This window comes from Catellatospora tritici, assembly GCF_019083965.1.
GTDB lineage: Bacteria > Actinomycetota > Actinomycetes > Mycobacteriales > Micromonosporaceae > Catellatospora > Catellatospora tritici.
In genome coordinates, this window is sequence record NZ_JAHRCY010000003.1 from 556,378 (window position 1) to 568,605 (window position 12,228).

The 12,228-nt window shown below is 72.5% G+C and carries 12 protein-coding genes; 11 read left to right on the forward strand and 1 reads right to left on the reverse strand.

Going from position 1 to position 12,228, the window contains the following annotated elements; genetic code table 11:
• The first annotated feature begins 2 nt into the window (after nucleotides 1-2).
• From KUA19_RS09670 to KUA19_RS09705, 8 genes are all read left to right on the forward strand, one after another.
• Nucleotides 3-1,256 (forward strand): adenosylmethionine--8-amino-7-oxononanoate transaminase, encoded by a 1,254-nt coding sequence (locus KUA19_RS09670; protein ID WP_302498971.1) that lies wholly within the window; start codon nucleotides 3-5, stop codon nucleotides 1,254-1,256.
• A gap of 19 nt (nucleotides 1,257-1,275) precedes the next feature.
• Nucleotides 1,276-2,121: an orotidine-5'-phosphate decarboxylase gene (gene pyrF, locus KUA19_RS09675; protein WP_217395878.1), complete on the forward strand. Its 846-nt coding sequence runs from the start codon at nucleotides 1,276-1,278 to the stop codon at nucleotides 2,119-2,121.
• 210 nt (nucleotides 2,122-2,331) lie between these two features.
• Complete coding sequence (gene mihF, locus KUA19_RS09680) at nucleotides 2,332-2,646, forward strand: integration host factor, actinobacterial type (protein WP_120320109.1); 315 nt, start codon at nucleotides 2,332-2,334, stop codon at nucleotides 2,644-2,646.
• Between the two features lie 322 nt (nucleotides 2,647-2,968).
• A complete protein-coding gene (gmk, locus tag KUA19_RS09685; RefSeq protein ID WP_217395783.1) occupies nucleotides 2,969-3,583 on the forward strand; it encodes a guanylate kinase in 615 nt (204 codons plus the stop codon).
• A 36-nt stretch (nucleotides 3,584-3,619) separates the two neighbouring features.
• Entirely contained in the window at nucleotides 3,620-3,886 is a 267-nt protein-coding gene (gene rpoZ, locus KUA19_RS09690) for a DNA-directed RNA polymerase subunit omega (RefSeq protein ID WP_212831103.1), read from the forward strand.
• A gap of 11 nt (nucleotides 3,887-3,897) precedes the next feature.
• Nucleotides 3,898-5,091: a bifunctional phosphopantothenoylcysteine decarboxylase/phosphopantothenate--cysteine ligase CoaBC gene (gene coaBC, locus KUA19_RS09695; protein WP_217395784.1), complete on the forward strand. Its 1,194-nt coding sequence runs from the start codon at nucleotides 3,898-3,900 to the stop codon at nucleotides 5,089-5,091.
• A gap of 148 nt (nucleotides 5,092-5,239) precedes the next feature.
• Entirely contained in the window at nucleotides 5,240-6,430 is a 1,191-nt protein-coding gene (gene metK / locus KUA19_RS09700) for a methionine adenosyltransferase (RefSeq protein ID WP_217395785.1), read from the forward strand.
• Nucleotides 6,431-6,706: 276 nt separating this feature from the next.
• Nucleotides 6,707-8,626 carry a primosomal protein N' gene (locus KUA19_RS09705; protein ID WP_217395879.1) on the forward strand — a complete coding sequence of 640 codons (1,920 nt, stop codon included), beginning with the start codon at nucleotides 6,707-6,709 and terminating at the stop codon, nucleotides 8,624-8,626.
• 170 nt (nucleotides 8,627-8,796) lie between these two features.
• On the opposite strand, the gene KUA19_RS09710 is transcribed toward KUA19_RS09705, so the two are convergent.
• Nucleotides 8,797-9,087 carry a hypothetical protein gene (locus tag KUA19_RS09710; RefSeq protein WP_217395786.1) on the reverse strand — a complete coding sequence of 97 codons (291 nt, stop codon included), beginning with the start codon at nucleotides 9,085-9,087 and terminating at the stop codon, nucleotides 8,797-8,799.
• Between the two features lie 124 nt (nucleotides 9,088-9,211).
• Here KUA19_RS09710 and def point away from each other — a divergent pair, with 124 nt between their 5' ends.
• Genes def through KUA19_RS09725 form a run of 3 tightly spaced genes read left to right on the forward strand, consistent with a single transcriptional unit; the run spans nucleotide 9,212 to nucleotide 12,154 of the window.
• Entirely contained in the window at nucleotides 9,212-9,769 is a 558-nt protein-coding gene (def, locus tag KUA19_RS09715; protein WP_217395787.1) for a peptide deformylase, read from the forward strand.
• 4 nt (nucleotides 9,770-9,773) lie between these two features.
• Nucleotides 9,774-10,700 (forward strand): methionyl-tRNA formyltransferase, encoded by a 927-nt coding sequence (gene fmt / locus KUA19_RS09720; protein ID WP_217395788.1) that lies wholly within the window; start codon nucleotides 9,774-9,776, stop codon nucleotides 10,698-10,700.
• A complete protein-coding gene (locus KUA19_RS09725; RefSeq protein WP_372451784.1) occupies nucleotides 10,697-12,154 on the forward strand; it encodes an RsmB/NOP family class I SAM-dependent RNA methyltransferase in 1,458 nt (485 codons plus the stop codon). The genes fmt and KUA19_RS09725 overlap by 4 nt, the downstream gene beginning before the upstream one ends.
• Nucleotides 12,155-12,228 lie beyond the last annotated feature (74 nt).

Below are 12,228 nucleotides of genomic sequence, written 5' to 3' on the forward strand. Positions count from 1 at the left end.
AGTTGCTGGCGCTGGACCGGGCGCACGTGTGGCACCCGTACGGTCCGATGCCGGGCACGCGTGACCCGCTGGTCGTCGACAGCGCCGAGGGCGTGCGGCTGCGGCTGGCCGACGGGCGGGAGCTGGTCGACGGGATGTCGAGCTGGTGGGCGGCGATCCACGGGTACCGGCACCCGGTGCTCGACGCGGCCGTCACCGACCAGCTGGGCCGGATGAGCCACGTGATGTTCGGCGGGCTCACCCACGAACCGGCGGTGCGGCTGGCCCGGACCCTGGTCGACATCACGCCGGACGGGCTGGAGCACGTGTTCCTGGCCGACTCCGGTTCGGTCAGCGTCGAGGTCGCCGTCAAGATGTGCCTGCAGTACCAGGTGTCGCGCGGGCGCCCGCAGAAGCGGCGACTGGCGACCTGGCGCGGCGGCTACCACGGCGACACGTGGCATCCGATGAGCGTGTGCGACCCGGAGGGCGGCATGCACAGCCTGTGGGGCGACGTGCTGCCCCGGCAGGTGTTCGTCGGCGTCCCGCCGGTGGAGTTCGACCCGTCCTATGTGGCCGAGCTGGACGCTGCCCTGTCGGCGCACGCGCACGAACTGGCCGCGGTGATCGTGGAGCCGCTGGTGCAGGGCGCGGGTGGGATGCGTTTCCACCATCCGGGTTACCTGCGTGAGCTGCGGCGGCTGTGCGACGAGCACGACGTGCTGCTGGTCTTCGACGAGATCGCGACCGGCTTCGGGCGTACGGGGAAGCTGTTCGCGGCCGACCACGCCGGAGTGACCCCGGACGTGATGTGTGTCGGGAAGGCGCTCACAGGCGGATATCTGACACTCGCGGCCGCACTGTGCACCTCGGAGGTGGCGCGCGGCATCTCCACCGGCACGGTGCCGGTGCTGGCGCACGGGCCCACGTTCATGGGCAATCCGCTGGCCTGCGCGGTCGCCAACGCCTCGATCGAGCTGCTGCTGGCGGGCGACTGGCGGGCCGAGGTGGCCCGGATCGAGGCGGGACTGCGCGCGGGGCTGGCCCCGGTGGCGGACCTGCCCGGCGTGGTCGATGTACGCGTGCTCGGCGCGATCGGCGTGGTGCGGCTGGACCACGAGGTGGACCTCGCGGCGGCCACGGCCGCGGTGGTGGCCCACGGCGTGTGGCTGCGCCCGTTCCGGGACCTGATCTACACCATGCCGCCGTTCGTCAGCTCCGATGCGGACGTCGCGGCGATCACCAGGGCGATGGCGGCCGCGGCCGCCGCCGCGTGAACAGGCAGGAGTGAACGTGATGGAGCCGTTCGGCGCCCGGCTGCGGGCAGCGATGGACGAGCACGGACCGCTGTGCGTGGGTGTGGACCCGCACGCCTCGTTGCTCAGGCAGTGGGGGCTCGGCGACGACGTGGCGGGTGTCGCCTCGTTCTGCGCCACGGTGGTCGACGCGTTGGCCGGTCGGGTCGCCGTGGTCAAGCCGCAGTCGGCCTTTTTCGAGCGATTCGGGGCCCGTGGGGCTGAGATTCTTGAGTCAACTATCCGACAGTTTCGGGAGGCCGGAACCCTTGTGCTTCTCGACGCGAAGCGTGGGGACATCGGCTCGACGGTCGCGGCGTACGCCGACGCGTACCTCAATCCATCGAACCCCATGTATGTCGACGCGATCACCGCGAGTCCGTTCCTGGGTCTCGGATCGCTCGCACCGATGTTCGAGTCGGCGGCCGCGCACGGCGGTGGCGTGTTCGTTCTCGCGCTGACGTCCAACCCGGAGGGTCCCTCCGTGCAGCACGCTCGCAACATCGACGGCCGTACCGTCGCGCAGACGATCATCGACGAGATTTCCCAGCTCAACGGTGGTGCCCAGCCGATGGGTAGCATCGGTGTCGTGGTCGGGGCGACCATCGGCGAGACCGGTCACGACCTGTCGAAGCTGGGCGGCCCGATCCTCGTTCCGGGGCTTGGGGCGCAGGGCGGTACCCCCGATGATCTTCGTTCGATCTTCGCCGACAACCTCGGTTCGGTGCTCCCGTCGTACTCCCGGGAAGTGCTCGGCGCGGGACCGTCGACGCAGGCGCTGCGCGACGCGGCATCCCGGGCGCTCGATGCCTGCGTGGCCGCATTGGGACATCAGGGCCGCTCGTGACCTTTCCGTGATCATGCGCGGTGACGTTGCCGAAAACGCCTCCGACCGCTAGGTTTCCCGGCGCTGGGCTGATCTGCCTGCGTGGCTGTGGCCACGCATGCGTTTCACCTGCGACGCGGGTGTCATGCGAACTTTCCGGTGGGAGGTGCGCGTGTCACCACACACGTCGGCGATCCCGTCGACGTGAGGAAGAGGACCTGAGGAGAACTGGTGCCGCTCCCGTCACTGACCCCAGAGCAGCGCGCTGCCGCGCTGGAGAAGGCCGCGGAGGTCCGTAAGGCTCGCGCTGAGCTCAAGGAGCAGCTCAAGCAGGGCAAGACGACCCTGGCCGCCGTGCTCGACCGGGCCGAGGGCGACGACGTCGTCGGCAAGCTCAAGGTTTCGGCCGTGCTGCAGGCGCTCCCCGGTATCGGCAAGATCCGGGCCACGCAGATCATGGAGAAGCTGAAGATCGCCGACAGCCGCCGTCTGCGGGGCCTGGGCGACCAGCAGCGCAAGGCTCTGCTGGCCGAGTTCGCGGCCTGAGCCGTCGGACCGTCAGTACCGAGCTGAACCCCCCACCGCGGACGGACAACCGTACGCGGTGACCGGCCCACCGGGCGCCCAGGCGCCCGGAAGGCCGAAGGAACCTCGGAGTCTCCACCGGGCGGTCTCACACACCGGCGGTGTGGCCCCGGGTTCCACGGATCGTCGCCCAGCGGCGCTGTCGCATCGACAGCGCCGCTGGTTCGTTTCTGTCGGTGACGGACCCTTTCGGCCCGTTCGCCGGTGCGAAATCGCTGTGACGTGAGTCTTGACACCGGGGGGCGGCTGCCACGACCACTCCTCGATTGGGTAGAAATTGAGAATGGAAGACGTCGCACCGCTCGCCGCCAGAGCGGCCGCGCCCGCCCGACTCACCGTTCTGTCCGGTCCGTCCGGTGTCGGCAAGGATGCCGTCATCGAGGTGATCCGCAAGCGCAACCCGTGGGTGTGGCTGTCGGTCTCGGTGACCACCCGCCGCAAGCGCGACTACGAGGTCGACGGCAAGCACTACACGTTCGTCTCCCGTACCGAGTTCGAGCGCCTGGTCGACGGCGGGATGCTGCTGGAGTGGGCCGAGTTCGCGGGCAACCTCTACGGCACGCCCCGGGCCGCGGTCGAGGGACGCCTGTCCGCCGGGATCCCCACCCTTCTCAAGATCGACCTTCAGGGCGCGCGCCAGGTCCGCGACACCATGCCCGACGCCCAACTGGTGTTCCTCGCCCCGCCCAGCCGGGAGGAGCTGCGTCGTCGGCTCATCGGCCGCGGCACCGAGGACCCGGACACCATCCGCCGCCGGTTGGCGCACGCCGACGAGGAGCTCGCCTCCGAGTCCGAGTTCGACGTGACCGTGGTGAACGACTACCTCGAGCGTGCCGCGGACGAGTTGGTAGGATTGCTCGGTTCGCCGGTCCTCGCCTCCGCGCGCCCGCGTATTTAGCCGACCGGCACACTTCGAAGACTAAGGACTGACACCGTGGCTGGAACCGTCGCCGATCCCATTGGCATCACCAACCCGCCGATCGACGAGCTGCTCGACAAGACCTCGTCGAAGTACGCACTGGTGATCTTCGCGGCCAAGCGCGCGCGGCAGATCAACGCCTACTACAGCCAGCTCGGCGAGGGCCTGCTGGAGTACGTCGGCCCGCTGGTGGAGACCACCCCGCAGGAGAAGGCGCTGTCCATCGCCATGCGCGAGATCAACGCCGGCCTGCTGACCGCTGAGCCGACCGGCGAGGCCTGAGCATCCCGTCCATGGCTCGGATCGTGTTGGGCGTCAGTGGCGGCATCGCCGCGTACAAGGCCTGTGAGCTGCTCCGTCTGCTGACCGAGTCCGGGCACCACGTGCGCGTGGTGCCCACCGAGGCCGCGCTGCGCTTCGTCGGCGCCCCCACCTGGGAGGCGCTGTCGGGCCAGCCGGTCGCCACGGGCGTCTGGGACGACGTCCCGCACGTGCCGCACGTGAAGCTGGGGCAGAGCGCCGACCTGGTGCTGGTCGCCCCGGCCACGGCGGACCTGCTGGCCCGCGCCGCGCACGGGCTGGCCGACGACCTGCTCACCAGCACGCTGCTGACCGCCCGGTGCCCGGTGGTGTTCGCCCCGGCGATGCACACCGAGATGTGGGAGCACCCGGCCACCGCCGACAACGTCGCCACGCTGCGCCGCCGCGGCGCCGTGGTGATCGAGCCCGCCGTCGGGCGGCTCACCGGCGTCGACACCGGCAAGGGGCGCCTGCCCGACCCCGCGCAGATCTTCGCGATCGCGCTGCGGGTGCTCGCCCGGGGCGCCCAGCCGGTCACCGACCTGGCCGGACGGCACGTGGTGGTCACCGCGGGCGGCACCCGCGAACCGCTGGACCCGGTGCGATACCTGGGCAACCGCTCGTCGGGCAAGCAGGGCTACGCCTTCGCCCGCAGCGCGGTGGCCCGCGGCGCCCGGGTGACGCTGGTCGCGGCGAACGTGGCGCTGGACACCCCGGCCGGGGTGGACCTGGTGCGGGTGGGCACCACCGCCGAGTTGCGCGAGGCGGTGCTGGCCGCGGCCAAGGACGCCGACGCGGTCGTGATGGCGGCGGCTCCGGCCGACTTCCGCCCTGCCGTATACGCCGATCAGAAGATCAAGAAGCGGGACGACGGTGCCGTGCCGGTCATCGAACTCGCGGTGAACCCGGACATCTCGGCCGAAGTCGGCGCGAGCAAACGTCCTGGTCAGGTGCTTGTCGCGTTCGCCGCGGAGACACATGACGCGATTGCGCACGCGCGCGTAAAACTGCAGCGCAAGCGGGCCGACCTGATCGTGGTCAACGAGGTCGGCACCGATAAGGTCTTCGGCGCCGACGACAATCAGGCGGTCGTCCTCGGCGCCGACGGCACCCGGGATGACCTGCCGTCGCAGAGCAAGGACGCGCTCGCCGACGCCGTATGGGACCGCGTCGTCGCGCTGTTGTAAACAAAGATCACTCTGTGTCCCGCTTTGCGGACGCGTGGCCGTCCAATGCGTGTCTGATCCGATCGCGTTGACTAGACTTCTCGGCCAGGACGCACATGGCCGCAAAGACCATTGGCCACAGTCAGCCATCGCAGTATTGGAGAGTCGAGTGGCACGTCGCCTGTTCACCTCGGAATCGGTCACCGAGGGTCACCCGGACAAGATCGCCGACCAGATCAGTGACGGCATCCTGGACGCGCTGCTGCGCCAGGACCCGCGGAGCCGCGTCGCGGTGGAGACCCTGATCACCACCGGCCAGGTGCACGTGGCGGGTGAGGTGACCACGCAGGCGTACGCCGACATCCCGACGATCGTCCGCGACACGATCCTCTCGATCGGCTACGACTCGTCCAAGAAGGGCTTCGACGGCGCCTCCTGCGGCGTCAGCGTGTCCATCGGCTCGCAGTCGCCCGACATCGCCCAGGGCGTCGACAGCGCGCTGGAGCACCGCTCCGGCGAGGGCGCCGACACGCTCGACCTGCAGGGCGCCGGCGACCAGGGCATGATGTTCGGCTTCGCCTGCTCGGAAACGCCCGAGCTGATGCCGCTGCCGATCGCGCTGGCGCACCGCCTGGCCCGCCGCCTCACCGCGGCCCGCAAGGACGGCGCGATCCCGTACCTGCGCCCCGACGGCAAGACCCAGGTCACCATCGAGTACGACGGCTTCAAGCCCGTCCGCCTCAACACCGTGGTCGTCTCCTCGCAGCACGCGCCCGACATCTCGCTGGAGTCGCTGCTGACTCCCGACGTGCGCGAGCACGTCATCGCCCCGGAGCTCGACGGCCTGGGCCTGGACACCGAGGGCTACCGGCTGCTGGTCAACCCGACCGGCCGCTTCGAGATCGGCGGCCCGATGGGCGACGCCGGTCTGACCGGCCGCAAGATCATCGTCGACACCTACGGCGGCTACTCCCGCCATGGCGGCGGCGCCTTCTCCGGCAAGGACCCGTCGAAGGTCGACCGCTCGGCGGCGTACGCCATGCGCTGGGTCGCCAAGAACGTGGTCGCCGCGGGGCTGGCCGAGCGCTGCGAGGTGCAGGTGGCGTACGCCATCGGCAAGGCCAAGCCGGTCAGCCTGTTCGTGGAGACCTTCGGCACCGAGGCCGTGCCGGTCGACCGGATCGAGAAGGCCATCGGCGAGGTGTTCGACCTGCGCCCGGCCGCGATCATCCGCGACCTGGACCTGCTGCGCCCGATCTACCAGCAGACCGCGGCATACGGTCACTTCGGCCGCGAGCTGCCCGACCTGACCTGGGAGCGCACCGACCGCGTCGCCGACCTGAAGTCCGCCATCGGCTGACCTGCTCCGCTCCAACCCCGGCAACCGTGCCCGCTACGGCCGGGAGCCGGGGTGGACGACTCCGCTTTTGATCGACGCTGGCCTATCCAGAAGACGGGTTTCGATTATCCGTCTACTGGATAGGCCAGTGTCGATTCAAGGGGGGCTGGGGCAAGGAGGCGGCGGCGCCGCGAGGTGGGGGAGGCCGGGGTTCGGGTGGGCGTCGGAGCGGTCTGGTAGGAACACCCCGTGACCGCCGTACGCAAACCGCCGCGCGAGCGGCAGCCCGCCCCGGAGCTGCCCGTCGCCCGCGTCTGCGTAGACGTCCCGCTGCCGCACCTGGACCGCCCCTTCGACTACCTGGTGCCGACCGAGCTGGCCGAGTCCGCCCAGCCGGGCGTGCGGGTCAAGATCCGTTTCAGCGGCCAGCTCGTCGACGGCTGGCTCACCGAGCGCGTCGCGCGCACCGAGCACGAGGGCAGGCTCGCCTGGCTGGAGAAGGTCGTCTCCGCCGAACCGGCGCTGGACCCCCACGTGCTGGCCCTGGCCCGCGCCGTCGCCGACCGGTACGCGGGCAGCCTCGCCGACGTGCTGCGCCTGGCCGTGCCGCCCCGCCAGGCGAAGGTGGAGACCCCCGCCGCCGGGGGCACCCCCGAGCCGCCGGAGCTGCCTGATCCGGGCGGCTGGAGCCGCTACCCGGCCGGGGCCGCGTTCCTGCGCGGGCTGGCCGAGGGGCGGGCGCCCCGGGCGGTCTGGTCGGCGCTGCCGGGCGAGCAGTGGCCCCGGCGCCTGGCCGAGGCGGTGGCGGCCACCCTGCACGGCGGCCGCGGCGCGGTGGTCGTGGTCGCCGACGCCCGTGACCTGGACCGCCTGGACACCGCGCTGACCGCGCTGCTCGGCCCGGACCGGCACGTGGCGCTGACCGCCGCACTGGGGCCGGGCGAGCGCTATCGGCGGTTCCTCAAGGCCCGCCGGGGTGAGGTGGCGGCCGTGGTGGGCACCCGGGCGGCCGCGTTCGCGCCGGTGCCCGACCTGGGCCTGGTGGCGATCTGGGACGACGGCGACGACCTGCACGCCGAGCCGCGCGCGCCGTACCCGCACGCGCGGGAGGTGCTGCTCACCCGCGCCCAGCAGACGGGCGCGGGGGTGCTGGTGGGTGGCTTCGCCCGCACGGCGGAGGCGCAGCAGTTGCTGGCGACCGGCTGGGCGCGGGAGGTGGTGGCCACCCGCGAGGAGCTGCGCCGGGCCGCGCCCGGAGTGCAGGCGGCCGACGACAGCCAGCTCGCCCGCGATCCGGCCGCCGCGTCGGCCCGGCTGCCCAGCCTGGCCTGGCAGGCGGCTCGGGAGGCGCTGGCGGCGGGGGCGCCGGTGCTGGTGCAGGTGCCCCGGCGGGGGTATGTGCCGTCGGTCTCCTGCCAGGAGTGCCGCGAGCGGGCCAGGTGCGCGCACTGCTCCGGACCGCTGGCGCTGGGCGGCTCGGGTCAGGTGGCCAGTTGCCGGTGGTGCGCGCGGCCCGCGGCGGGCTGGACCTGCCCGAGGTGCGGCGGCCGCCGGCTGCGCGCGGCCGTCACGGGGGTACGCCGTACCGCCGAGGAGTTGGGTCGGGCGCTGCCGGGGGTGCCCGTGCGGACCTCGGGCCGCGACGGGGTGCTGGCCGAGGTGCCCGACGAGGCGTCGCTGGTGCTGGCCACGCCCGGGGCCGAGCCGGTGGCGCCGGGCGGCTACGGCGCGGTGCTGCTGCTGGACACCTGGGCGCTGCTGACCCGGGCCGATCTGCGCGCCACCGAGGAGGCGGCGCGGCGCTGGTTCAACGCGGCGGCGCTGGCCCGGCCGGCGGGGCGGGGCGGCCGGGTGGTCCTGGTCGCCGAGGGTTCGCTGGCGCCGGTGCAGGCCCTGGTGCGCTGGGATCCGGGCTGGCTGGCCGAGCGCGAGCTGGGGGAGCGGCGTGAGCTGGGGTTCCCGCCGGCGGCGCGGCTGGCCACGCTGACCGGCACGGCCACGGCGGTGGGGGAGCTGATCGAGCTGGCCCGGCTGCCGGAGTCGGTGCAGGTGCTGGGTCCGCTGCCGGTGGACGAGCAGCACGAGCGGATGCTGCTGCGCACCGCGCGCGGTGCCGGGCTGTCGCTGGCGCGGGCGTTGCACGAGGCGGCGGGGGTACGCAGCGCGCGCAAGGCGCCGGACCCGGTGCGGGTGCAGCTTGACCCACATGAACTATGACGACTAAGTTGTGATCGGAATCCGATGTGGATTCCCATCGGGTGGCGCCGGGTCCGGGGGTGGGACGCCGTCGCCACCCGATCGACATGCTCGCCCGCTAACGCGGCTTGCTCGGTGGAATCCCGCGCTCCGGATTCCACCGAGTGGCCGCTACCGTGGGCGACGAACCGTCACATCGCGTGCACGACGTCCAGGTTGTGGAAGATCGGACCCTTGGCAACCAGGGCCGCCATCGCCTTGGCCAGCTCGCCTGTCTCCGGCTTGTCGCTGTTGGCCATCGCCTCCTCGTACGAGGGGAACTCGATGATGGTCAGGTAGCGGCGCGGATTGTCGCGGTCGCGGGTCACCCGCAGCAGGCGGAACGGCGGCGGGCCGTCCATGTCCTCCTGGCGGGACTCCATCAGCGCCTGGATCTCGTCGAAGCGGTCGGTCTCGTACTCGATGATCTGGATGAAGCCCATGGTGCCCTCCTCATGTCGAAATCAGGACAAAGCTAACCCTGGGCGACCGATGGCGCAGCCGGACATCAGACACTCCGTAGACTGATCAGGCATCCCTTTCCGCCCTGTTCAGGAGACGACGCCCGTGACCGTTCAGCCCATCCGACTCTTCGGGGACCCGGTGCTGCGTACCCCCGCCGACGAGGTGGTCGACTTCGACAAGGAGCTGCGCACCCTCGTGCGCGACCTGACCGAGACCATGCGCGACGCCGGAGGCGTGGGCCTGGCCGCCCCGCAGATCGGCGTGGGCCTACGCGTGTTCAGCTTCGACGTCGACGACGTGGTCGGGCACCTGATCAACCCCGTGCTGCACTTCCCCGACGAGGAGGAGATGGACGGCGACGAGGGTTGCCTGTCCGTGCCGGGGCTCTACTACGACACCAAGCGGCGTGCCAACGTGATCGCCAAGGGCTTCGCCGAGTCCGGCGACCCGATCCAGATCGTCGGCACCGGCCTGATGTCGCGCTGCATCCAGCACGAGACCGACCACCTCGACGGCGTGATCTTCATCGACCGCCTCGACACTCAGTCGCGCAAGACCGCGCTGCGCGACATCCGCCGCGCCGACTGGTACGACCCCACCCGCACCGTGGTCAAGGTGTCCCCGCACGCCGCCCCGAGCCCGTTCGGCCTGGGTCGGTGAGCTGATGCGCATCGTCTTCGCGGGCACCCCCGAGGTGGCCCTGCCGTCCCTGGACGCGATCGCCGACTCCGACCACGAACTGCTGGCCGTGGTCACCCGCCCGGACGCCCCGTCCGGGCGGGGGCGGCAGCTCGTCCGTTCGCACGCGGCCGCGTGGGCCGACGAGCGCGGCATCGAGGTGCTCACCCCGCAGCGCCCGCGCGAGCCCGAGTTCCTGGACCGGCTGCGCGAGCTCGCCCCCGACTGCGTGCCCGTGGTCGCCTACGGCGCGCTGGTGCCGCCGGTGGCACTGGAGATTCCGGTGCACGGCTGGGTCAACCTGCACTTCTCGCTGCTGCCCGCCTGGCGCGGCGCCGCGCCGGTGCAGCACGCGGTGTGGCACGGCGACGAGTTCACCGGCGCCTCGGTGTTCCAACTGGAGGCGGGCCTGGACACCGGCCCGGTGTTCGGCACCCTCACCGAGGTGATCCGCCCCACCGACACCTCCGGCGACCTGCTCGGCCGCCTCGCCGTCGACGGCGCGGGCCTGCTGGTGACCGTCCTGGACGCGATCGAGGCCGGTGCCGCGCGCGCCGTGCCGCAGCCCGCCGACGGGATCACCCTGGCGCCGAAGATCACGGTCGAGGACGCCGAGGTGCGCTGGGACGAGCCCGCGTTCGCGGTGGACCGGCGCATCCGCGCGACCACGCCCGCCCCGGGCGCGTGGACCACGTTCCGGGGCGAGCGGGTCAAGCTCGGCCCGGCGTCGCCCGCGCCGGACGCGCCCGCGCTCAAGCCTGGCGACCTGCTGGTGGAGAAGAAACGCGTGCTGGTGGGCACCGCGACGGCGCCGCTGGCGCTAGGCGAGGTCCGGGCGGCGGGCAAGAAGGCAATGGCAGCGGTGGACTGGGCCCGCGGAGTGCGGGTCGGTACGGAGGACAGCTTCTCGTGACAGGTTTCCGTGGAGGCAGGACCGGTTCGTCGGGGCACCCGCCGCGACACGACCGTGACAGCCAGGCCGGGCGCGGGCCGCGCGCCGGGCGGCCCGCGCACGATCCGGCCCGGATGGCCGCCTACCAGGCACTGCTGGCGGTGCACCGCGACGACGCGTACGCCAACCTGATCCTGCCGTCGCTGCTGCGCGAGGCCGGACTGTTCGGCCGCGACGCCGCGTTCGCCACCGAGCTGACCTACGGGACGCTGCGTACCCGGGGCACCCTCGACCTGATCATCGCGGCGGCCGCCGACCGGGACGTGTCCCGGATCGACCCGCCCGCCCGCGACGCGCTGCGTCTGGGGGCGTACCAGGTGCTGCACACCCGGGTGCCCCCGCACGCCGCGGTCGCCTCCACGGTCGACCTGGTGCGCTCGGTCGCGCCCGGCGCGGCCGGGTTCGCCAACGCGGTGATGCGGCGCATCACCGAGCGCGACCTGGACACCTGGCTGGCCGAGGTGGCCCCGGCCGAGGACGAGGACCCGATCGGGCACCTCGCGGTGACCGGCTACCACCCAGAGTGGATCGTGCGGGCGTTCCGGGAGGCGCTGGGCGGCGACCTGGGCGAGACGATGCGGCTGCTGTCGGCCGACAACGACCGGCCCGAGGTGCACCTGTGCGCCCGGCCGGGGCGGGCCGACGCGGGCGAGCTGGCCGACCACGTCGGCGGGCAGCCGGGCGCGTTCTCGCCGTACGCGGTGTATCTGCCCGGGGGCTCGCCCGGTGACCTGGTCGAGATCAAGACCGGTCGGGCGCACGTGCAGGACGAGGGCAGCCAGCTGGTGGCCGCCGCGCTGACCGACGTGCCGCTGGACGGGCGCGACGAGCGGTGGCTGGACCTGTGCGCGGGCCCCGGCGGCAAGGCGGGGCTGCTGGCGGCGCTGGCTGCCCAGCGTGGCGCCCACCTGACCGCGGTCGAGGTCACCGAGCACCGCGCCGCCATGGTCGCCAACGCCGTGCGCAACCTGCCCGCGACCGTGCTGTGTACCGACGGCCGCAGTGTCGGCAGCGACCACGACCTGCCCGAGGGCGGGTTCGACCGGGTGCTGGTCGACGCGCCCTGCACCGGGCTGGGCTCGCTGCGGCGGCGGCCGGAGTCACGGTGGCGGCGCCAGCCCTCCGACCTGCCGCCGCTGACCAAGCTGCAGCGGGAACTGCTCGGCGCGGCGCTGAAGGCGGTCCGGCCCGGCGGGCTGGTGGCGTACGTCACGTGCTCGCCGCACCTGGTGGAGACACAGGTCAGCGTCGCCGAGGCGGTGCGCCGGGCGGGACTGGACGTGGAGTTCGTGGACGCGCGGACGGCGCTGCCCGCGGGCATGCCGGGGCTGGGGGACGGGCCGACGGTGCAGCTGTGGCCGCACCGCCACGGCACCGACGCGATGTTCCTGGCCCTGCTCCGCCGCACCGCCTGACCTGTGGGGAAGGGCCCCTTCTTCGTCGTATTCCGAGAAGAAGGGGCCCTTCATTTCGTCGTTCGGGGTCGGCT